The sequence below is a fragment of the Sphingomonas citri genome (genome assembly GCF_019429485.1).
Lineage (GTDB): Bacteria > Pseudomonadota > Alphaproteobacteria > Sphingomonadales > Sphingomonadaceae > Sphingomonas > Sphingomonas citri.
In genome coordinates this window covers 262,098-282,937 of sequence record NZ_JAHXZN010000002.1, presented here as the reverse complement: position 1 = coordinate 282,937, position 20,840 = coordinate 262,098, and the positions used below count along the sequence as shown (strand labels likewise).

The following is a 20,840-nucleotide window of genomic DNA, read 5'->3' as shown; positions in this document are numbered from 1 at the left end:
GAGAGCGTGGCATGAGCCTCTGGACCTCGTCCGACATCGCCGCTGCCACCGGCGGCACCGCCACCGCCGACTTCGCCGCCGACGGGGTCGCCTTCGACTCGCGCGAGGTGGGCGAGGGCGACCTGTTCGTCGCGCTGGCGGGCGAGCAGAGCGACGGCCACCGCTTCCTCGACCAGGCGTTCGCGCAGGGCGCCGCCGGCGCGATCGTGTCGAGCGATACCACGCATCCCGTCGTGCGCGTCGCGGACACCTTCGCCGCGCTCGAGGCGCTCGCCCGCGCCGCCCGCGCGCGGGTGAAGGGCCGAGTGATCGGCGTCACCGGCTCGGTCGGCAAGACCTCGACCAAGGAGGCGCTGTTCGCCGCGCTCGACCGCTCGCCCAACCGACGCGCGCACCGCTCGGTGAAAAGCTACAACAACCATACTGGCGTCCCGCTCAGCCTCGCGCGCATGCCCGCCGACAGCGACTATGCGGTGCTGGAGATGGGGATGAACCACCCCGGCGAGCTGGCGCACCTGACCACGCTCGTCCGCCCCCACGTCGCGATCGTCACCGCGATCGCGCCGGCGCATACCGAGTTCTTCCCCGACGAGAGCGCGATCGCCGACGCCAAGGGCGAGATCTTCCGGGGGCTGGAGCCCGGCGGCATCGCGATCGTCCCATATGACAGCCCGCACCGCGACCGGCTGATCGCGGCGGCGCACCCTTATGCGGGCAAGATCGTCACCTTCGGACTCGACAAGCGCGCCGACGTCCACGCCGCCGAGGTGATGCCCTCGCCGCGCGGCGGCACCTTCGTCGGCGCCAAGGTGGGCGCGCGCGAGCTGAGCATGACGATCGCGCAGCCGGGCCAGCATTGGGTGTCGAATGCGATGGCGGTGCTCGCCGCGGTCGACGCGGTCGGCGCCGACCTCGCGCTCGCCGGGCTTGCGCTGGGCGAGCTCGGCGGGCTGGCGGGGCGCGGCGCACGACGCGACGTCGCTGTGGGCGAGGGCCGCGCGCTGCTGATCGACGAGAGCTACAATGCCAACCCGGCCTCGATGCGCGCGACGCTGGCGGTGCTGGCGCAGGAGCCGGGGCGCCACGTCGCGGTGCTGGGCGAGATGCGCGAACTCGGCGAGGGCTCGGCCGCGTACCACGAGGCGCTCGCCCCGGCGGTGATGGCGGCGCGGGTTGAAATGGCCGTGCTGGTCGGCGAGGCGATGGCACCGCTCGCGCAGGCGCTTGAGGGGAAGGTCGATTTCGTCCATGTGCGCGATGCCGCCGCGGCGCTGGACCAGGTCCGCGCCCTGCTCCGTCCGGGAGACGCGGTGCTCGTCAAGGGATCGAACGGGGTCGGGCTGTCGCGGCTGGTCGCCGCGCTCGCCGACAAGGTGGGTTGAGTGCTGTACTGGATCGCCGAGCATCTGGGTTTCCCCGGCGGGCTGAACCTCATCCGCTATCTCTCCTTCCGCGCCGGCGCGGCGGTGGCGACCGCTCTGTTCATCGGCCTGATCATCGGGCCGCGCTTCATCGGCTGGCTGCGCGTGCGGCAGGGCAAGGGCCAGCCGATCCGTGCCGACGGGCCGCAGACCCACCTCGCCAAGCGCGGCACGCCGACGATGGGCGGGCTGATGATCCTCACCTCTCTGGTGCTGTCGATCCTGCTGTGGATGAACCTGGCCAACCCGTTCGTCTGGGCGTGTCTGTGCGTCACGCTCGGTTTCGGGGCGATCGGTTTCCTCGACGACTATGACAAGGTGCGCAAGGCGAGCACCGCGGGCGTGTCGGGGCGGACCCGGCTGCTGCTCGAGTTCCTGATCGCGGGCATCGCCGCCTGGATCATCATGCAGGAGAACGGCTCGGCGCTCTATCTGCCGTTCACCAACCGCTATTTCATCGACCTCGGCTATGCCTATCCGCTGTTCGCGGCCTTCACGATCGTGGCCTTCGGCAATTCGGTGAACCTCACCGACGGGCTCGACGGGCTCGCCACCATGCCGGTGATCATCGCCGCGGTGGCGTTCATGATCATCGCCTATCTGGTCGGCAACGTGAAGTTCGCCGACTATCTCGGCATCCCGCACGTGCCGCGCGCGGGCGACATGGCGATCTTCTGCGGCGCGATGGTCGGCGCGGGGCTCGCCTTCCTGTGGTACAATGCGCCGCCCGCGGCGGTGTTCATGGGCGATACCGGTAGCCTCGCGCTCGGCGGTGCGCTGGGCACGATCGCGGTCGTGGCGCACCACGAGATCGTGCTCGGCATCATCGGCGGGCTGTTCGTGGTGGAGGCATTGAGCGTCATCATCCAGGTGTTCTGGTACAAGCGCACCGGCAAACGGATCTTCCGAATGGCGCCGATCCACCACCATTTCGAGCAGCTCGGCTGGAGCGAGCCGACGGTGGTGATCCGCTTCTGGATCATCGCGCTGGTGCTGGCGCTCGCCGGTCTCTCCACGTTGAAGCTGCGGTGATCACCTCCGGCGCCTGGGCTGGCAGACATTATGCGGTGCTCGGGCTGGCACGCTCGGGCGCCGCGACCGTGCGTGCGCTGCTCGCCGCCGGGGGGGCGCGGGTGACGGCGTGGGACAGCGACGCGGCGAAGCGCGACCAGATGCTCGCCGCTCGCGAGGCGGATCTGCGGATCGCCGACCTCGCCACCCTCGACCTCGGCAGCTTCGACGCGCTAGTCGTCTCCCCCGGGGTGCCGCTCAACACGCACCCGCTCGCCGCGGCGGCGCGCGCGGCGGGCGTGCCGATCGTCGGCGACATCGAGCTGTTCGCGCAGGCGCGCGCCGATCTGCCGCCGCACCGCGTCGTCGGCATCACCGGCACCAACGGCAAGTCGACCACCACGGCGCTCATCCACCACCTGCTCGACACCGCGGGTGTGCCCGCGCGGATGGGCGGCAACATCGGCCTGCCGATCCTCGCCCAGGCGCCGCTACCCGCGGGCGGCGTCTATGTGCTCGAGCTGTCGAGCTACCAGATCGACCTGACGCAGACGCTCGACTGCGACGTCGCAGTGCTGCTCAACGTCACCCCCGACCATCTCGACCGTTATGCCGGGTTCGCCGATTATGCCGCCAGCAAGGCGCGGCTGTTCGCGATGCAGTCGCCGCACCACCGCGCGGTGATCGGCACCGGCGACGCCGCCTCGGCGGCGATCGCGGAAGGTTTCGCGCACCGCGGCGAGACGATCACCACGATCGCGCCGGGCGCGCTGCTCGACCAGTCGCGCTGGCCCTCGCTGCAGGGCTCGCACAACGCGCAGAACGCGCTCGCCGCGATCGCGGTGGCGGAGGCGCTCGGCCTTGACCGCGCCGCGGTCGAGGCGGGGTTGGAGACGTTCAACGGCCTGCCGCACCGGATGGAGCGGGTGGCGACGCTGGGCGGGGTCACCTGGATCGACGACAGCAAGGCCACCAACCCCGAGAGCGCCGCCCCCGCGCTTGCCGCCTTCCCGCGCGTCCACTGGATCCTCGGCGGCCGCGCCAAGGGCGACGACCTCGACGCCTGCGCGCCGCACTTCGGCAACGTGGTGCGCGCCTATACGATCGGCGAGGCCGGCCCGCGCTTCGCCGCGCTGCTGCGCGACCGCGTACCCGTCGCCGAGGCGGGGACGCTGGAGCAGGCGGTGCGGATCGCCGCGGCCGAGGCGCGGCGCGGTGAGGTGGTGCTGCTGTCGCCCGCCGCCGCCTCGTTCGACCAGTTCCGCGATTACGAGCATCGCGGTACGGTGTTCCGCGCGGCAGTGGAGGCGCTGGCATGACCGACGTGAGCAGGGCACAGCGGGCGGGGCTCAAGGGGCGCGGCGGGCGCGGTGACCCGTCGCCGCTCGGCACCTGGTTCTGGGACATCGACCGCGTGCTGCTGCTGCTCGCATTGTTCCTAATCGCGATCGGGCTGATCGCGGTCGCGGCGGGATCGCCGGCGAGCGCGTCGCGCTATTCGGGCGAGCACCTCAAGTTCGCGCCGCTGCATTATTTCTGGCGCCAGTTGCTGTGGGCGGGCGTGTCGCTGCCGGTGCTGTTCGGCGTGTCGATGCTGCCGGTGACGGCGGCGCGGAGGATGTCGCTGATCGGCGCGGCGGTGTGCGTGGCGCTGCTGATGATCGTGCCGTTCGCGGGGGTCATGGTGAACGGCGCGCGGCGCTGGATCGGCTTCGGTTTCGCGCAGTTCCAGCCGTCCGAGTTCCTCAAGCCCTTCTTCGTCGTCGCGGTGGCGTGGCTGCTGTCGCTCAAGTCGCGAGACGAGGAACTGCCGGTGACGATGATCACCGCGGGGCTCACCGGGCTGATCGCGCTGCTGCTGATGCTCCAGCCCGATTTCGGCCAGACCGTGATCTTCTGCTGCATCTGGCTCGCGCTCGTCACGATCGCGGGGACGCCGACGCGCGTGATCATGGGCTTCGTCGCGATGGTGCCCGCGGCGCTGGTGGCGGCGTACCTCTTCTACAGCACCGCGCGCGCGCGCATCGATGCCTTCCTCTTCCCCGGCGTGGAAGGCGAGGGTGCGGCGGACCATTTTCAGACCGACGCGGCGCATCGCACGCTCACCTCGGGCGGCTGGTTCGGCACCGGGCCGGGTGGCGGCACGGTGAAATATGGCCTCCCGGAAGCGCACACCGACTACATCTTCTCGGTGATCGGCGAGGAGTTCGGGCTGCTCGCCTGCATGGTGGTGGCACTGGTGTTCTTGGCGCTCGTGGTGCGCGTGTTCGTCAAGCTGCTCGACGAGCAGGACCCGTTTAAACTGCTCGCCGCCTCGGGGCTGGCCGTTCAGTTCGGCGCGCAGGCGCTGATCTCGATGGCGGTCAATACGGGGCTGGCGCCGTCCAAGGGGATGACGCTGCCGTTCATCAGCTACGGCGGATCGTCGATGGTGGCGCTGTCGCTCGGCATGGGACTGCTGCTGGCGTTCACGCGGCGCAACCCGTTCCTGCTGCGCAGCCCCTACATTACGCGATGGAACGCCGAATGACGCCCGTGCAGGACTTCCGCCCGCGCCACTTCGTGCTCGCCGCGGGCGGGACCGGCGGCCATATGGTGCCGGCCGCCGCGCTCGCGACCGAGCTGACCAAGCGCGGCCACCGCGTCGCGTTGGTGAGCGACGCGCGCGGGGTGCGCTTCCCCGGCCTGTTCGAGGGAGTCCAGACCCATGTCATTCCCGCCGGGCGCTTCGCCGGCGGGCCGCTCGGCTGGGCCAAGGCGGCGCGGCTGATGATGCAGGGCCGCGCCATGGCGGCGGAGCTGTACCGCACGTTCAAGCCCGCCGCGGTGATCGGTTTCGGCGGTTACCCCGCTTATCCCGCGCTGTCGGCGGCGTTCGCGGCGGGGATCCGCACCGCGGTGCATGAGCAGAATGCCGTGCTCGGCCGCGTCAACCGGCTGGTGGCGGGCAAGGTCGACGCGATCGCGACCAGCTACGCCGAGACCGAGCGGCTGCGCCCGCGCCACAGCGGCAAGGCGCATCACGTCGGCAACCCGGTGCGTGAGAGCGTGCTCGCGCTGCGCGCCAAGCCCTATCCGTTGCTCGACGAGGACAGCATCTTCCGCGTGCTCGTCACCGGCGGCAGCCAGGGCGCGTCGGTGCTGAGCCAGGTGGTGCCCGAGGGGCTGGCGATGCTGCCGGTCGCGTTCCGCCGCCGGCTCCAGGTGACGCACCAGGCCCGCATCGAGGACATCGACGCCGCGCGTGAGACCTACGCGCGGCTCGAGATCGCGGCCGACCTCGCCACCTATCTGCCCGACCTGCCCGAGCAGCTCGGCTGGGCGCATGTGGTGATCGCGCGCGCGGGCGCCTCGACCATCGCCGAGCTGACCGCGGCGGGGCGCCCCGCCATCCTGGTGCCGCTGCCCAGCGCCACCGACGACCACCAGACCGCCAACGCGCGCGAGATCACCCGCGCCGGCGGCGCGCGCACGATCGCGCAATCGGCCTTCACCCCCAGCGAGCTCGCCAAGCAGATGCAGAAACTCGGGCTCGACCCGGAAGCGCTCCAGAATGCCGCGGCGCGCGCCCGCGCCTGCGGCACCCCCGAGGCGGCGAGCGACCTCGCCGACCTCGTCGAGAGCCTCGACTCGCCCGCGTCGCGGCTGCCGATCGGGCGCGTTCAGCAGCGGAAAGCGTTCGCGTGAGGGGGGTCGCCACCGACATCGGGACGATCCACTTCGTCGGCATCGGCGGGATCGGCATGTCCGGCATCGCCGAGGTGATGCACAATCTCGGCTATAGCGTACAGGGCTCGGACGTCGCCGAGGGCTATGTCGTCGAGGGCCTGCGTGCGCGCGGCATGAAGGTGACGATCGGGCACGACGCCGCCAACGTGGCGGGCGCCGCGGTGGTGGTCACCTCCACCGCGGTGAAGCGGGGCAACCCCGAGGTGGAGGCGGCGCTGCAGAACCGCGTTCCCGTCGTGCGCCGCGCCGAGATGCTCGCCGAGCTGATGCGGCTGAAGTCGACCGTCGCGGTCGCGGGCACGCACGGCAAGACGACGACCACGTCGATGGTGGCGGCGCTGCTCGACGCCGGCGGGGTCGATCCGACCGTCATCAACGGCGGCATCATCAACAGCTACGGCTCGAACGCGCGGCTCGGCGCGAGCGACTGGATGGTGGTCGAGGCGGACGAGAGCGACGGCAGCTTCCTGCGGCTCGACGGCACGATCGCGGTGGTCACCAACATCGACCCCGAGCACCTCGACCATTACGGCAGCTTCGATCGCGCCAAGGACGCGTACGTCGAGTTCGTCGAGAACGTCCCCTTCTACGGCGCGGCGCTGCTGTGCCTCGACCATCCCGAGGTGCAGGCGCTGATCCCGCGCGTGCGCGACCGCCGCATCGTCACTTATGGCTTCGCCGCCTCGGCCGACGTGCGCGGCGTCAACGTCACCCCCTATCCCGGCGGCAACCGCTTCGAGGCGCAGGTGCGCGCGCGCGACGGCGCGGTGCGCTCGATCGAGGGGATCGACCTGCCGATGCCGGGGCGCCACAACGTTCAGAACGCGCTGGCGGCGATCGGCGTCGCGCTCGAGCTCGGCATCGACGACGCGACGATCCAGAAGGGGTTCGAGCGTTTCTCCGGCGTGAAGCGGCGCTTCACCAAGGTGGGGGAGGTCGCGCTGGACGGCGGCGCGGCGACGATCGTCGACGATTACGGCCACCACCCGGTCGAGATCCGCGCGGTGCTCGCCGCGGCGCGCGAGTCCGCTCAGGGTCGCGTGATCGCGGTGGTGCAGCCGCATCGCTACTCGCGGCTGGGTAACCTGATGGAGGAGTTCCGCGGCGCGTTCAACGACGCCGACCTCGTCTATGTCACCCCGGTCTATGCCGCGGGCGAGGCGCCGGTGCCCGGCGTCGACTCGGCCGCGCTGGTGGCGGGGCTGCGCGACCGCGGCCATCGCCAGGCCGAGCAGGTCGAGGACGCCGCGGCGCTCGCCGCCGCGCTGGCGGGCGAGCTGCGCGCGGGCGACCAGGTGATCTGCCTGGGCGCGGGCGACATCACCAAATGGGCGGCGGGGCTCGCCGCCGCGATCTCGGCGCAGCGGCGGTGAGCGTCGCGACGCTCCCTCCGGTGCGCGGGCGGCTCACCCCCGGTGCCGCGCTGGCGCCGCTCGTCTGGTTCAAGAGCGGCGGGGCGGCCGAGTGGCTGTTCGAGCCCGCCGACGCGGACGATCTCGCCGCCTTCCTCGCCGCGCTCCATCCGCGCGTGCCGGTGCTGCCGCTCGGGCTCGGCTCGAACCTGATCGTGCGCGACGGCGGCGTGCCGGGCGTGACGATCCGGCTGGGCAAGGCCTTCGCGAGGGTGGAGCCGATCGGCGACTCGCGGCTGCGCTGCGGCGGCGGGGCGAGCGGCATCCTCGTATCCTCCACCGCGCGCGACGCCGGCGTGGCGGGGGTCGAGTTCCTGCGCTCGATCCCGGGGACGGTCGGCGGCTTCGTTCGGATGAATGGCGGCGCCTATGGTCGGGAGACCGCCGATGTGCTGGTCGAGGCCGAGGTGGTGCTGCGTGACGGCACGCGGCGGACGCTGTCGCGCGACGATTTGGGCTACAGCTATCGCCACTCGGCGCTGCCCGACGGGGCGGTGGTGGTGGGAGCGACCTTCCGCGGCGTGCCGGGCGAGCCCGCCGCGATCCAGGCCGAGATGGATCGCATCGCCGCCGCGCGCGAGGCGAGCCAGCCGCTGCGCTCGCGCACCGGCGGCTCCACCTTCAAGAACCCGCCGGGCGCGAAGGCGTGGGAATTGGTCGACGCCGCCGGCTGCCGCGGTCTGCGCCGCGGCGACGCGCAGGTGAGCGAGAAGCATGCCAACTTCCTGCTCAACCTGGGCGCCGCGAGCAGCGCCGAGATCGAGACGCTGGGCGAGGACGTGCGCGCGCGCGTCAAGGCCGCGAGCGGCGTCGAACTGGAATGGGAGATACAGCGCGTGGGCGTTCAACTCGATCCTCCCCGGCATGGGGAGGAGTTTAGGCGTCTCCACGTCGCGGTCCTCATGGGCGGCTGGTCGGCCGAGCGTGAGGTGTCGCTCAACTCGGGCGCCGGCGTCGCCGAGGCGCTCGAGTCGCTCGGCCACCGCGTCACCCGCGTCGACCTCACCCCCACCGTCGCCGCCGATCTCGCCGCCGCGGCGCCCGACCTCGTCTTCAACGCGCTCCACGGCACGCCCGGCGAGGACGGCAGCGTCCAGGGCCTGCTCGAGCTGATGGGGCTGCGCTACACCCACTCGGGGCTCGCCACCTCGGTGATCGCGATCGACAAGGTGCTGACCAAGCAGGTGCTCGTCCCTGCCGGCGTGCCGATGCCGGGCGGGCGCATCGTCCGCTCCGCCGAGGTGTTCGAGGCCGACCCGCTGCCGCGCCCCTATGTCCTCAAGCCCGTCAACGAGGGCTCGTCGGTGGGCGTCGCGATCGTCACCGCGGGCGGCAATTACGGCAGCCCGATCGGACGCGACACCGCGGGGCCGTGGCAGGAGTTCGACGAGCTGCTCGCCGAGCCGTACGTCCGCGGGCGCGAGCTGACCACCGCGGTGCTCGACGGTGCCGATGGCCCGCGCGCGCTCGGCGTCACCGAGCTGCGGCCCAAGTCGGGCTGGTACGATTACGACGCCAAATACACCGACGGCATGACCGAGCATCTCTTCCCCGCGCCGGTGCCCGACGAGATCGCCGAGGCCTGCCGCGACCTCGCGCTCCAGGCGCATCGCGTGCTCGGCTGCCGCGGGTGCAGTCGCTCCGATTTCCGCTGGGACGACGAGCGCGGCGTCGACGGTCTGTTCCTGCTCGAGGTCAACACTCAGCCGGGCATGACCGCTTTGAGCCTCGTCCCCGAGCAGGCGCGCCACACCGGGATGAGCTACGCCGAGCTGGTGCAGGCGATCGTCGACGCCGCGATGCGCGCGCCGGCGCCCAAGGCGGCCGCGCGCGCGAAGGATGCGGCGCGGTGAGCCGCACGATCAAGCGCGGCGGCCCTCCGCCTCGACGCGCGGTCAACAACCGGCGGCGCGCGCCCAAGGCGTCGCTCGGCGACCGGCTGATCGCGCGACTGCCGGTCAGCGAGGAGACGCTGCGCCGCGCGGTGACCTGGACGTTGCTCGGCGGAGTCGGCGCCGCGGCGCTGTCGCTCGCCACCGTGCTGGGCGTGCCGCAGGCGATCGGCGTCGGGATCGCCGAGGCGGCGGGGCGCGCCGGGCTCGAGGTCGAGCAGGTCGACATCACCGGGCTCAAGCGGATGGACCGCGAGACCGTCTACGCGATCGCGCTGGAGGACCAGCCGAGCCGCGCGATGCTGCGGGTCGACCTGGAGCGCGTGCGCGAGCGGCTGCTCGCTTATGGCTGGATCGCCGACGCCTATGTCGCGCGGCGGCTGCCCGACCGGCTGCTGATCCACATCACCGAGCGTGAGCCCGCCGCGATCTGGCAGGACAACGGCCAGCTCACGCTGATCGACCCGACCGGGCGGCTGCTCGCCCCGGTCGATCCCGCGCATATGCCCGACCTGCCGCTGGTGATCGGCCCGGGGGCGGACCGGCAGGAGGCGGGCTATCAGGCGCTGCTCGCCGCCGCACCCGCGCTCAAGCCGCGCATCCGTGCCGCCACCTGGATCGGCAACCGCCGCTGGGACCTCACCTTCGACACCGGCGAGACGCTGGCGCTGCCGCAGGACGGCGCGGCGCAGGCGCTGATCAAGTTCGCGCAGCTCGACGGCGCGCGCGCGCTGCTCGGCAAGGGCTGGGTCCGCTTCGACCTGCGCGATCCCGCCAAGCTGGTGGCGCGCAGGCCGGGGCAGGACCTGCACCAGCGCTTGCAGGACGACGGCAGCGCCGACGCGGTGGCGGGCAACGCCACCGACGGCGGCAGCGGCAACGAGACGACGGCGACGCGCGCGCGGGAAACGACGCGCGTCGGCGAGGCGTGACAGAGGACATGAGGGGGACAGCATGGCCAAGGCAGCACCGGACGGGTTGATCACCGCACTCGACATCGGCTCGTCCAAGGTGTCGGCGATGATCGCGCAGAAGGGCGACGGCGGCGAGCTGGTGGTGCTCGGCACCGGCCAGCGCGAGAGCCGCGGCGTCAAGCGCGGCTATATCGCCGACATGGACTCGACCGAGGTCGCGGTGCGCGAGGCGGTCGAGCAGGCCGAGCGGATCGCCGGCTTCAACATCGAGAACGTCTGGGCGGGCTTCTCGGCCGGCGGGCTGGTGAGCGACGAGGCGTTCATCGAGGCCGAGCTGGGCGGCATGCGGATCGAACAGGCCGATATCGACGCGCTGCTCCAGGAAGGGCGCCAGTCGATCGACCCGGCCGGGCGAATGGTGCTCCACGCCCAGCCCGCGCTGTACACGCTCGACGGGCTGACCGGCGTGAAGAAGCCGCTGGGGCTCCACGCGGACCGGCTCGGCGTCCACATCCACGTCATCGCCGCGGACGGCTCGCCCGTGCGCAACCTCGACCTGTGCGTGCGTTCGGCGCACCTCGAGGTGAAGTCGATCATCGCCGCGCCGGTCGCCACCGGACTGGCCTGCCTCAGCGCCGAGGAGCGCGACCTCGGCGTCGCGTTGGTCGAGATCGGCGCGGGGATCACCAACGTCTCGCTGTTCGCGGGCTCGATGCTGGTCGGGCTCAAGTCGATCCCGTACGGCAGCGCTGACATCACCGACGACATCGCCTCGGCGTTCGGCACGACCCGGCTCCAGGCCGAGCGGATCAAATGCTTCCACGGCTCGGCCAACGCCTCGCCGCGCGACAACCATGAGATGGTGACGATCCGCGAGCGCACCGACGACGAGGGTTCGGAGGCTCTGCAGATCACCAAGGCGGCGCTGATCGCGGTGATCCGGCAGCGGCTCGAGCATCTCACCAGCGAGATCCAGGCGGCGCTCAAGGAGCTGAAGTTCGAGGGGCCGGTCGGGCGCCAGGTGGTGCTGACCGGCGGTGGGGCGGAGCTCAAGGGCATCGCCGATTACGCCCAGCAGGCGCTCGGCCGCTCGGTCCGGGTCGGCCGACCCAAGGGGCTGACCGGGCTGCCCGAGGCGCATTCGGGGCCGGGTTTCGCCACGCTGGCGGGGCTGGCCTTCTTCGCGGCGAGCGATCCGATCGACCTGCGCGGGCTCGTGCCGTCGCAGCAGATGGTCCACCGCCAGCGCGGCCTGCGCGGTTTCTGGAAGCTCGTGCAGGCGGCCAAGGCGAATTATTGACGCGGCTACAGGGCGTTTCGCGGTGTTTCCTCTTTCGCCCGGCGCCTCGTTGTTGCACATCGGTCAAAATTAACCGCGCGAGTGACGGCGGCGCGGAGCGGACGGAGTAAGCACGCGATGAGCATCGAATTCATCACCCCGGATCTCGACGATCTCACCCCGCGCATCACCGTCGTGGGGGTCGGCGGCGCCGGCGGCAACGCCATCGCCAACATGATGCGCGCCGACGTGCAGGGCGTGCAGTTCCTCGTCGCCAACACCGACGCGCAGGCGCTGAAACAGTCCGAGGCGGAGCAGAAGATCCAGCTCGGCGCGAAGATCACGCAGGGGCTCGGCGCGGGCAGCCGCCCCGAGATCGGCCGTGCCGCCGCGGAAGAGACGATCGACGAGCTGTCGCGCCTGCTCGAGGGCAGCCACATGTGCTTCATCGCCGCGGGCATGGGCGGCGGCACCGGCACCGGCGCCGCCCCGGTGATCGCCAAGGCCGCGCGCGACATGGGCATCCTGACCGTCGGCGTCGTCACCAAGCCGTTCAGCTTCGAGGGCAACCGCCGCGCCAAATCGGCCGACGCGGGCATCGAGGAGCTGCAGAAGTTCGTCGACACGCTGATCGTGATCCCGAACCAGAATCTGTTCCTGGTCGCCAACGCCAACACCACCTTCAAACAGGCCTTCGAGATGGCCGACGAGGTGCTCCAGCAGGGCGTGCGCGGCATCACCGACCTGATGGTCATGCCCGGCCTCATCAACCTCGACTTCGCCGACGTCCGCTCGGTGATGCAGGAGATGGGCAAGGCGATGATGGGCACCGGCGAGGCCGAGGGCGACGATCGCGCGCTGATCGCGGCGCAGAAGGCGATCGCCAACCCGCTGCTCGACGGCGTGTCGATGCAGGGCGCCAAGGGCGTGATCGTCTCGATCACCGGCGGCGACGACATGCGCCTGCTCGAGGTCGACGAGGCCGCCAACCACATCCGCGAGCTGGTCGACCCCGACGCCAACATCATCTGGGGGTCGGCGTTCAACCCCGAGCTCGAGGGCAAGATCCGCGTCTCGGTGGTCGCGACGGGCATCGAGAACAGCGTCGGCACCGCCGCGCCGGCGAGCAGCGCTCCGGCCGAGCCGGCCCGCACCTTCAGCTTCTCGGCACCGCGCCGCAGCGATGCCACGCCGAGCGCCGCCGCTCCGACGCCCGCGCCGCAGCCCGTGGCTCCGTCGCCGGCGCCGGTCCCGAGCGCCTACCAGCCGACCCCCGAGGTGCCGCCGCAGCAACCGAGCGGCGCCGCCGCCGGCGCGATGGCGCAGGGCGTGCCACCGACCACCTCTGGCCCGGTGATGGAGCCGGCCCCGGCGCCCGCCGCCCCGGCCGACGACGAGCTGCTGCTCGGTGCCGACTCGATGATGCCCGCGCCGACGCCGCAGGCGCCCGCGGGCGAGGCCGCGCGCCGCCGCTTCCTCGCACCGGGCGGGGAAGGCGAGGACGCGCCGCCGCAGCCGCGAGTCAAGCTTGGCGGTACCTTGTTCGAGCGCATGCAGAACGCGACCCGCAATGCTGGCGGCCGCAGCGACGAGGGTGAGGGCGGCGACCTGCCGCGCTTCCTGCACCGCCAGAACAACCAGTGAGCTGACGCGAGGCCGGGTGGCCTCGTGGTGACATGCGTCGCTGGGGGGAGGGCGTCTGCTGTCCCTCGCCGTCATCCCCGCCTGCGCGGGGGTGACGATTGACGGGTCGAGACGCGGCGAGCCGTGACCGCGTGCCCCCCGCCGCGGTCGCGTGCCACGCGTCCCACGCCGTTCACCGCGCGACTGTCCTTCCCGCGCGCGCCGTGGCAAGGCTCGTTCTCCGATCCGCCCCGAACGAGTGACGCGACATGACCGCCATCGGCATCTACGGCAGCAACGGTCGCATGGGGCGCGCGATCGCGACGATCGCCGAGGGTGAGGGCTGCACCATCGCGGGCGGAGTCGACGCCGGCGGCGACCCGCTGCCGCTCGCCCAGGCCGCCGACGTATTGGTCGATTTCTCCACGCCCGCCGCGCTCGAGCCGCATCTCGCCGCCGCGGTCGCGGCGCGCACCCCGATCGTGATCGGCACCACCGGGCTGAGCGCGACGCACCACGCGCTGATCGAGCAGGCCGCCGCGCTCATCCCCGTGCTTCAGACCGGCAACACCTCGCTCGGCGTGACGCTGCTGCAGACGCTGGTTCGCGAGGCGGCGGCGCGGCTCGGCGCCGACTGGGACATCGAGATCGTCGAGATGCATCATCGCCACAAGGTCGACGCCCCCTCGGGCACCGCGCTGCTGCTCGGCGAGGCCGCGGCCGCGGGGCGCGCGACCCGGCTCGCCGAGGTGCGGGTCGACAGCCGCGCCGGGCTGGTCGGCGCGCGTACCGAGGGTACGATCGGCTTCGCCTCGCTGCGCGGCGGCTCGGTCGTGGGCGATCACTCGGTCGTCTTCGCGGGCGAGGGCGAGCGGGTCGAGCTGGGCCATCGCGGCGAGGACCGCAGCATCTTCGCGCGCGGCGCGGTCAAGGCGGCACTGTGGCTCGTCGGCCGCGCGCCGGGGCGCTACGCGATGGCGGAGGTGCTCGGGCTGTGACCCGGCGCGAGGTCGCCGAATTCTACCGGCGGCTGGCGGAGGCCAACCCGCATCCCGAGACCGAGCTCGAGTCGGTCAACGTCTACACGCTGCTGGTCGCCGTGGTGCTGTCGGCGCAGGCGACCGACGCCGGGGTCAATCGCGCCACTCGCGCTCTGTTCGCCGAGGTCGACACGCCCACGGCGATGGTCGCGCTCGGCGAGGAGGGGCTCAAGCAGCACATCCGTACGATCGGGCTGTTCAACACGAAGGCCAAGAACGTGATCGCGTTGAGCCAGGCGCTGCTCGACCGGCACGGTGGCGACGTCCCGCGCGATCGCGCCGCGCTCGAGGCGCTGCCTGGCGTCGGGCGCAAGACCGCCAACGTCGTGCTCAACGTGGCGTTCGGCGACGAGACCTTCGCGGTCGACACGCATATCTTCCGCGTCGGCAATCGCACCGGGCTGGCGCGCGGCAAGACCGTTCTCGCGGTGGAGAAGAAGCTCGACGCGGTGACCCCCGCGCCCTTCCGCGTCCACGCGCATCACTGGCTGATCCTGCACGGCCGTTACGTCTGCAAGGCACGTCGGCCCGAGTGCTGGCGCTGCATCGAGCAGGACCTCTGCGCGTTCAAGCCCAAGACACCGCCGCCCGAGCAGGCCGCGGCGCGCGCGGGCTGAGGAGGTGACGATGCGCGGCTGGTTGGCGATGTTGCTGGTGCTGGTGTCGGGCGCTGCGTTGGCGCGCGACCGTGGCCCGAGGGTGCCGGAGGCGGTCCCCGCGGGTGAGGCGCGCACGTGCGTGCCGATCACCGCGCTGCGCGAGAGCCTCGTGCGCAGCGACCGCGTGATCGACTTCCACACCGCCGGTGACCGTTACTACCGCGTGACCTTGCCCCAGGCCTGCCCCGGGCTCGGCTTCGAGCGGCGCTTCGGCTACGCCACCTCGATCGGGCAATTGTGCGCGCAGGACATCATCACCGTGCTGTACGCGACCGGTGGGATGCGTGGCGCGAGCTGCGGACTGGCGCCGTTCCAGCCGGTGACGATCGCGCGCCGGACTGCGAAAAGCGGGTAGCGCGGCGCCGCGCACCCTGCTAGTCGCACCCGACCGGCACCCGTAGCTCAGCTGGATAGAGCGCTGCCCTCCGAAGGCAGAGGCCACAGGTTCGAATCCTGTCGGGTGCGCCAGCTTTTCTCCTCCTCACCCATAACGCTCCGCCTTCCACGGGTCGCCGCGCAGGTGATAGCCGTTAACCTCCCAGAAGCCGGGCGTGTCGCGCGCGATCAAGTCGATCCGGCGGATCCATTTGGCGCTTTTCCAGAAATACAGGTGCGGGATGACCAGCCGCGCCGGGCCGCCGTGCTCGCGCGTCAGCGGCTTTCCCTGCCAGGCGTGCGCCACCAGCGAGTCGGCCGCGGCGAAGTCGGCGAGCAGCACGTTGGTGGTGTAGCCGTCATAGCCGTGCAGCATGACCGCCTGCGCCTCGGCGCGCGGCTGCGCCAGATCGAGCAGGTCGCGCGTGCTCACGCCCGTCCAGTCATTGTCGTAGCGCGACCAGGTGGTCACGCAGTGGATGTCTGAGCGCGAGCGGGTCTCGGGCAGCGCGGTGAAGCCGGCCCAGTCGAGCGTGACCGGTCGCTCGACCAGCCCGCCGAGCTCGAGACGCCATCGCGCCGTCGCGATGTCGGGCGTCTGGCCGAGGTCGAGGACCGGCCAGTTGGTGACGAGATGCTGGCCGGGCGGTAGCCGCTCGCGGCCCGCCGGCGGCGCGGCATCGGCGAACTTATGCTCCTCGGCCCAGCGCCGCTTCGAGCGGGTGAGCTTGCTGTCGGGGGGTAGGTCATCCATCGCGCGTCTCCGCCGTGCAAGATGGCGCGCGCGGACGCCGCGGCCAAGCCCCTCTCCCTTGCGCGGCCGTCGGCGCGGCTTACCTCCGTCGTGGTGGAGACGTTCGACCAGCTCGTCGCGCAAGTGCGCGCCTGCGCCGCCTGCGCCGCGGAGCTGCCGCTCGGCGCGCGACCGGTGATCCAGGTATCGCCGACCGCGCGGCTGCTGATCGCGAGCCAGGCGCCGGGCAGCAAGGTCCACGCCAGCGGCCGGCCGTTCGACGATGCCTCGGGCGACCGGCTGCGTGACTGGATGGGGATCGACGCCGTCACCTTCTACGACGCGGCGCGTGTCGCGACGCTGCCGATGGCCTTCTGCTACCCAGGTCGCGCCGCCGGGGGAGACCGCCCGCCGCCGCGCGCCTGCGCGGCGCGGTGGCGCGAGTCGCTGCTGGCGGCGATGCCGGAGGTACGGCTGACGCTGCTGGTCGGCAGCTACGCCCAGGCGCACGTGCTCGGTCCGGGAGCGCTGACGCCCCGCGTGGCGAATTATCGCGCCTATGGGCCGGCGCTGTTCCCGCTGCCGCACCCGTCGTGGCGCTCGCAGCTGTGGATGCGGCGCAACCCGTGGTTCGAGGCCGAGGTGCTGCCGGCGCTCCGCGCGACGGTGGCGGCGGCGCTGAGATAGCGCGCGCGGCCGCTCGCCAGCGGAACCTTCCCCCGCTCCCGAGCGGTTGCGGCGTTCCTCGAATGAACGCAGCGGAGACAGGCATGAGCATCGCGTCGGCACTGGGGCTCGGCGGGCGCAAGGTGCGCTACGCCATCGTCGGCCTGGGCGACATCGCGCAGGAAGCGCTGATGCCCGGCGTCAAGCACACCGGCAACTCGGAGATCACCGCGCTGGTCTCGGGCGACCCGGTCAAGCTCACCAAGCTCGGCAAGAAATATGGCGTCAAGCACCTCTACGGCTATGAGAGCTTCGCCGCGCTGCTGAAGAGCGGCGAGATCGACGCGCTCTATCTGGCCACCCCGAATTGGCGTCACGCCGAGTTCGCCGTGCCCGCGCTCGAGGCGGGTATCCACGTGCTGTGCGAGAAGCCGCTCGAGGTCTCGAGCGAACAGGCGCAGCGGATCGCCGATGCCGCCAAGCGCGGAAAGGCCAAGCTGATGACGGCCTATCGCCTCCATTTCGAGCCCGCCACGCTCGACGCGATCCGCCGCATCCGCGCCGGCGAGATCGGCGAGCTGATCGCCTTCACCTCGCTGTTCTCGCAGCCGCTCGATCCCGCCAACCACCGCGCGCACCACGGCATCGAGGCGGGCCCGCTGTTCGACATGGGGCCGTACCCGATCAACGCGATCCGCTATCTGTTCGGCGCCGAGCCGGTCGAGGTCGTGTCCGCGGTCGGCGTGCGCCACGCGTCGGCGGGGCTGGGCGACCTCGACGACACGGTCGCCGCCACGCTGCGGCTGCCCGGCGGCAAGCTGGCGCAGTTCACGGTGAGCTACGCCGCCGACGCCGTCGACAGCCTCATCGTCGTCGGCACCAAGGGCTCGATCGAGATGAACCCCGCCTACGGCTTCGGCCAGGGACTGGAGCAGTTCCGCAGCGTCGGCGGCAAGGACTCGCACGAGACCTTCGCCGCGACGGACCAGTTCGGCGGCGAGCTGCGCTACTTCAGCGACTGCATCCTCGAGGAGCGCGATCCCGAGCCCGACGCCGAGGAGGGGCTTGCCGACCTCGCGGTGATCGAGGCGGTGGTCGCGGCGATGCGCAGCGGCAAGGCCGAGCCGGTCAAGGTGAAGCAGCGCACGCGCCGCATCGATCCCGAGACGCAGCTCCAGACGTTGCGCGCGGTGTCGGCGCCCGAGCCGGTCAACGCCTCCTCACCGACGCGCGACTGAGGTGGCGCAGATGACCGACCCGGCGCGGCCGCTCGCCGGCCACAGCGCGATCGTCACGGGCGCGAGTTCGGGCATCGGCCTCGCTGTCGCCGAGGCGCTCGCCGGCGCCGGCGCCGCGGTAGCGGTGAACTATCGCTCGCAGCGCGAGCCCGCCGACGAGCTGGTCGAGCGGATCGAGCGCGCGGGCGGGCGCGCCGTCGCGATCGAGGCGGACGTCTCGCAGGAACAGGAGGTGGTTCGCCTCTTCGACGAGACCGCCGCCGCCTTCGGTCGCGTCGACGTGCTCGTCGCCAACTCGGGCGTGCAGCAGGACGCCGCCATCGCCGACCTCTCGCTCGACCAGTGGAACACCGTGATCGGGGTCAACCTCACCGGCCATTTCCTCTGCGCGCGCGAGGCGGTGCGCCGCTTCCGCGCGCAGCCGAGCGACCGTCGCCCGGCGCGCAGCGCGGGCACGATCATCGCGATGAGCTCGGTCCACGAGGTCATTCCCTGGGCAGGGCACGTCAACTACGCCTCGGCCAAGGGCGGGGTGAGGATGCTGACGCGCTCGCTCGCACAGGAGGTCGCCGGCGACGGCATCCGGGTCAACGCCATCGCCCCGGGCGCGATCCGCACGCCGATCAACAAGGACGCGTGGGAGACCGACGAGGCCCTGGAGAAGCTGCTGCAACTGATCCCCTATGGCCGGATCGGCGAGCCCGAGGACGTGGCGCGTGCGGCGGTGTGGCTCGCCTCCGACGACGCCGATTATGTCACCGGCACGACCTTGTTCGTCGACGGCGGGATGACGCTGTACCCCGAGTTTCGCGACAATGGGTGAGGCGGGGGCAGCCGGTCGCCGCGTCCCGCCGCGCTCGATCGGCGATCGCGGCATCATCGGCGACCTCGAGACCGCCGCGCTGGTCGCGCGTGACGGTACGATCGACTATCTGTGCTGGCCCGCGCTCGACAGCCCGACGATCTTCGCCGACCTGCTCGACGACGAGAAGGGCGGCGCCTTCTGGCTCGCACCCCGCCTCGCCGACGCGCGCCGGCTCCAGCTCTACCTGCCCGACACCAACGTGCTGGTGACCCGCTGGATGGCACAGGAGGGCAGCGCCGAGGTGCTCGACCTGATGCCGCATCCCGACGCGGTCGGGACGCTCGGCGCGCGATGTCTGCTGCGTCGCGTCACCGTCACACAGGGGACGGTCGGTTTCGACGCGCGCTGCGCCCCGCGCTTCGACTATGCCCGCGAGGTGCCGCGAGTGGAGGGCGGAGGCCGCAGCGTGCGCTTCGTCGGCGCGGACCTCGCGCTGCGGCTCCACGCCTCGATGCCGCTCATCGTCGGCAAGGGAGAAGGCGAGGCGATCGCGGACTTCACGCTGGCGGCGGGCGACAGCGCCTGGTTCGTGCTCGGCGACGACTCGCTCACCCGTCCCGACGCGGCGCCGGTGGAGGCCGCGGTGGACGCGACCGCGCGGGCGTGGCGCCGCTGGCTCGGCCATGCCAGCTACAAGGGCCGGTGGCGCGAGCAGGTGCTGCGCTCGGCGCTGGCGCTCAAGCTGCTCACCTCGGCGCGGCACGGCTCGATCGCCGCCGCGGCGACCTTCGCCTTGCCCGAGGCGACCGGTGCTGGGCGCAACTGGGACTATCGCGCCACCTGGATCCGCGACGCTTCCTTCACCGTCTATGCCTTCATGCGGCTGGGCTTCGTCGACGAGGCCGAGCATTTTCGCCGCTGGGCGGGCGAGCGCGTGATGCAGGCCGACCAGGAGCATCCGATCCGCGTGATGTACGCGATCGACGGATCGGAGGCGGCCGACGAGCACGAGCTCGACCATCTCGCCGGCCACGCCGGCAGCCGGCCGGTGCGGATCGGCAACGCCGCGCACGCGCAGACCCAGCTCGATATCTTCGGCGAGCTGCTCGACAGCACCTATCTCTCGAACAAATATGGCGCGGCGATGAGCCATGCGGGCTGGCAGCACGTCCGCGGCATCGTCGATTTCGTGATCGCGCACTGGCAGGAGCCCGACGCCGGCATCTGGGAGATGCGCGGGCCGCCGCGCCACTTCCTCCACTCGCGCGTGATGTGCTGGGTCGCGCTGGATCGCGCCATCCGGCTCGCCAAGAAGCGCTCGCTGCCCGCGCCGCTGGTCGCCTGGGCCGAGGCGCGCGACGCGATCGTGGCGGACGTCTGGGCGAACTTCCGCCACCCCGTGCACGGCTATTTCGTCCAGGAGCGCGGCGGCACCGCGCTCGACGCCGCGCTGCTGATGATGCCGCTGGTGCGCTTCGTCTCCTCGACCGATCCGGTGTGGCTGGAGACGCTCGACGCGATCGGCGCGCAGCTGCGCGACGACGGGCTGGTCTATCGCTACCGCGACGACGATGGGCTGGAGGGCGGCGAGGGCGCCTTCACCACCTGCACCTTCTGGTATGCCGAGTGCCTCGCGCGCGCCGGGCGGCTGGAAGAGGCGCAGCTCATGCTCGAGAAGGGGATCGCCTACGGCAACCACCTCGGCTTGTTCGCCGAGGAGCTGGACCGCCGCGGCGCGGCGCTGGGCAACTTTCCCCAGGCGCTGACGCATCTGGCCTTCATCAGCGCGGCCTATTTCCTCGATCGCCGGCTCGATCCGGGATACCGGCCCAATTGGCAGCCGTGAGGACGCGATGGGGCAAGCGAAGCCGCGTTGCAACGTCGCGGCGCGGTCGCAAAGTCACTTTCGTCATCGAGGCTGCCGGAGGAAGTGCCGCACACCGTTCGATCGACCTCGCACCAACGCGAACGGGGCGACCTTCCGCCAGGAAGGCCGCCCCGCTGCTGCTGAGCCCGTGACCCGCGGGCGAACCCGCGGGATCC

18 protein-coding genes, 1 tRNA gene and 1 pseudogene are annotated in these 20,840 nt (G+C 71.8%); 19 read left to right on the top strand and 1 reads right to left on the bottom strand.

Annotated elements, in window-relative coordinates:
- Nucleotides 1–11: 11 nt before the first annotated feature.
- The 15 genes and pseudogenes from KZ820_RS09450 to KZ820_RS09380 all read left to right on the top strand — a co-directional run bounded on the left by KZ820_RS09450 (nt 12) and on the right by KZ820_RS09380 (nt 15,448).
- Nucleotides 12–1,382, top strand: coding sequence for a UDP-N-acetylmuramoyl-tripeptide--D-alanyl-D-alanine ligase (locus tag KZ820_RS09450; RefSeq protein ID WP_219748382.1), 1,371 nt, complete (start codon nt 12–14; stop codon nt 1,380–1,382).
- A complete protein-coding gene (gene mraY / locus KZ820_RS09445; protein WP_132908977.1) occupies nt 1,383–2,453 on the top strand; it encodes a phospho-N-acetylmuramoyl-pentapeptide-transferase in 1,071 nt (356 codons plus the stop codon). It abuts the gene before it with no gap.
- Complete coding sequence (murD, locus tag KZ820_RS09440; RefSeq protein ID WP_219748381.1) at nt 2,450–3,751, top strand: UDP-N-acetylmuramoyl-L-alanine--D-glutamate ligase; 1,302 nt, start codon at nt 2,450–2,452, stop codon at nt 3,749–3,751. Before mraY ends, murD begins: the two co-directional genes overlap by 4 nt.
- Nucleotides 3,748–4,962 (top strand): FtsW/RodA/SpoVE family cell cycle protein, encoded by a 1,215-nt coding sequence (locus KZ820_RS09435; RefSeq protein ID WP_183923479.1) that lies wholly within the window; start codon nt 3,748–3,750, stop codon nt 4,960–4,962. The genes murD and KZ820_RS09435 overlap by 4 nt, the downstream gene beginning before the upstream one ends.
- Nucleotides 4,959–6,119: an undecaprenyldiphospho-muramoylpentapeptide beta-N-acetylglucosaminyltransferase gene (gene murG, locus KZ820_RS09430; protein WP_258047998.1), complete on the top strand. Its 1,161-nt coding sequence runs from the start codon at nt 4,959–4,961 to the stop codon at nt 6,117–6,119. Before KZ820_RS09435 ends, murG begins: the two co-directional genes overlap by 4 nt.
- Nucleotides 6,116–7,534, top strand: coding sequence for a UDP-N-acetylmuramate--L-alanine ligase (gene murC, locus KZ820_RS09425; RefSeq protein WP_219748379.1), 1,419 nt, complete (start codon nt 6,116–6,118; stop codon nt 7,532–7,534). The genes murG and murC overlap by 4 nt, the downstream gene beginning before the upstream one ends.
- Nucleotides 7,489–8,418 (top strand): annotated as a pseudogene (gene murB, locus KZ820_RS09420) (UDP-N-acetylmuramate dehydrogenase); the annotation flags it as partial. The gene murC and the pseudogene murB, both read left to right, overlap by 46 nt.
- On the top strand, nt 8,410–9,426 hold the full coding sequence (locus KZ820_RS09415; protein WP_308462191.1) for a D-alanine--D-alanine ligase: 1,017 nt from the start codon (nt 8,410–8,412) through the stop codon (nt 9,424–9,426). The pseudogene murB and the gene KZ820_RS09415, both read left to right, overlap by 9 nt.
- Nucleotides 9,423–10,397 (top strand): cell division protein FtsQ/DivIB, encoded by a 975-nt coding sequence (locus KZ820_RS09410; protein WP_219748378.1) that lies wholly within the window; start codon nt 9,423–9,425, stop codon nt 10,395–10,397. The genes KZ820_RS09415 and KZ820_RS09410 overlap by 4 nt, the downstream gene beginning before the upstream one ends.
- A 22-nt stretch (nt 10,398–10,419) precedes the next feature.
- Entirely contained in the window at nt 10,420–11,679 is a 1,260-nt protein-coding gene (gene ftsA, locus KZ820_RS09405; RefSeq protein WP_132908983.1) for a cell division protein FtsA, read from the top strand.
- Nucleotides 11,680–11,796: 117 nt separating this feature from the next.
- Nucleotides 11,797–13,302 (top strand): cell division protein FtsZ, encoded by a 1,506-nt coding sequence (ftsZ, locus tag KZ820_RS09400; RefSeq protein ID WP_219748377.1) that lies wholly within the window; start codon nt 11,797–11,799, stop codon nt 13,300–13,302.
- A gap of 248 nt (nt 13,303–13,550) precedes the next feature.
- The gene (gene dapB / locus KZ820_RS09395; protein WP_219748376.1) at nt 13,551–14,279 is read left to right on the top strand and encodes a 4-hydroxy-tetrahydrodipicolinate reductase; all 729 of its coding nucleotides are present in this window, start codon (nt 13,551–13,553) and stop codon (nt 14,277–14,279) included.
- Nucleotides 14,276–14,938, top strand: coding sequence for an endonuclease III (gene nth / locus KZ820_RS09390; protein ID WP_219748375.1), 663 nt, complete (start codon nt 14,276–14,278; stop codon nt 14,936–14,938). The genes dapB and nth overlap by 4 nt, the downstream gene beginning before the upstream one ends.
- Before the next feature lie 10 nt (nt 14,939–14,948).
- Complete coding sequence (locus KZ820_RS09385) at nt 14,949–15,335, top strand: hypothetical protein (protein ID WP_219748374.1); 387 nt, start codon at nt 14,949–14,951, stop codon at nt 15,333–15,335.
- A 36-nt stretch (nt 15,336–15,371) separates the two neighbouring features.
- A tRNA-Arg gene (locus KZ820_RS09380) sits at nt 15,372–15,448 on the top strand.
- A gap of 13 nt (nt 15,449–15,461) precedes the next feature.
- On the opposite strand, the gene KZ820_RS09375 is transcribed toward KZ820_RS09380, so the two are convergent.
- The gene (locus KZ820_RS09375) at nt 15,462–16,109 is read right to left on the bottom strand and encodes a sulfite oxidase-like oxidoreductase (protein ID WP_219748373.1); all 648 of its coding nucleotides are present in this window, start codon (nt 16,107–16,109) and stop codon (nt 15,462–15,464) included.
- Between the two features lie 21 nt (nt 16,110–16,130).
- Here KZ820_RS09375 and KZ820_RS09370 point away from each other — a divergent pair, with 21 nt between their 5' ends.
- The 4 genes from KZ820_RS09370 to KZ820_RS09355 all read left to right on the top strand — a co-directional run bounded on the left by KZ820_RS09370 (nt 16,131) and on the right by KZ820_RS09355 (nt 20,643).
- Complete coding sequence (locus KZ820_RS09370; RefSeq protein WP_219748372.1) at nt 16,131–16,775, top strand: uracil-DNA glycosylase family protein; 645 nt, start codon at nt 16,131–16,133, stop codon at nt 16,773–16,775.
- Between the two features lie 83 nt (nt 16,776–16,858).
- The gene (locus KZ820_RS09365) at nt 16,859–17,992 is read left to right on the top strand and encodes a Gfo/Idh/MocA family protein (protein ID WP_219748371.1); all 1,134 of its coding nucleotides are present in this window, start codon (nt 16,859–16,861) and stop codon (nt 17,990–17,992) included.
- A gap of 10 nt (nt 17,993–18,002) precedes the next feature.
- Entirely contained in the window at nt 18,003–18,815 is an 813-nt protein-coding gene (locus KZ820_RS09360) for a glucose 1-dehydrogenase (RefSeq protein ID WP_219748370.1), read from the top strand.
- A complete protein-coding gene (locus tag KZ820_RS09355; RefSeq protein ID WP_219748369.1) occupies nt 18,808–20,643 on the top strand; it encodes a glycoside hydrolase family 15 protein in 1,836 nt (611 codons plus the stop codon). The genes KZ820_RS09360 and KZ820_RS09355 overlap by 8 nt, the downstream gene beginning before the upstream one ends.
- Nucleotides 20,644–20,840: the final 197 nt, after the last annotated feature.

Excerpts from the sequence above, each read along its gene's own strand:
- KZ820_RS09450 (WP_219748382.1), top strand. The coding sequence starts at position 12 with ATGAGCCTCTGGACCTCGTCCGACATCGCCGCTGCCACCGGCGGCACC.
- KZ820_RS09435 (WP_183923479.1), top strand. The coding sequence starts at position 3,748 with ATGACCGACGTGAGCAGGGCACAGCGGGCGGGGCTCAAGGGGCGCGGC.
- murG (WP_258047998.1), top strand. The coding sequence starts at position 4,959 with ATGACGCCCGTGCAGGACTTCCGCCCGCGCCACTTCGTGCTCGCCGCG.
- ftsA (WP_132908983.1), top strand. The coding sequence starts at position 10,420 with ATGGCCAAGGCAGCACCGGACGGGTTGATCACCGCACTCGACATCGGC.
- ftsZ (WP_219748377.1), top strand. The coding sequence starts at position 11,797 with ATGAGCATCGAATTCATCACCCCGGATCTCGACGATCTCACCCCGCGC.
- dapB (WP_219748376.1), top strand. The coding sequence starts at position 13,551 with ATGACCGCCATCGGCATCTACGGCAGCAACGGTCGCATGGGGCGCGCG.
- KZ820_RS09385 (WP_219748374.1), top strand. The coding sequence starts at position 14,949 with ATGCGCGGCTGGTTGGCGATGTTGCTGGTGCTGGTGTCGGGCGCTGCG.
- KZ820_RS09375 (WP_219748373.1), bottom strand. The coding sequence starts at position 16,109 with ATGGATGACCTACCCCCCGACAGCAAGCTCACCCGCTCGAAGCGGCGC.
- KZ820_RS09370 (WP_219748372.1), top strand. The coding sequence starts at position 16,131 with ATGGCGCGCGCGGACGCCGCGGCCAAGCCCCTCTCCCTTGCGCGGCCG.
- KZ820_RS09365 (WP_219748371.1), top strand. The coding sequence starts at position 16,859 with ATGAGCATCGCGTCGGCACTGGGGCTCGGCGGGCGCAAGGTGCGCTAC.
- KZ820_RS09360 (WP_219748370.1), top strand. The coding sequence starts at position 18,003 with ATGACCGACCCGGCGCGGCCGCTCGCCGGCCACAGCGCGATCGTCACG.
- KZ820_RS09355 (WP_219748369.1), top strand. The coding sequence starts at position 18,808 with ATGGGTGAGGCGGGGGCAGCCGGTCGCCGCGTCCCGCCGCGCTCGATC.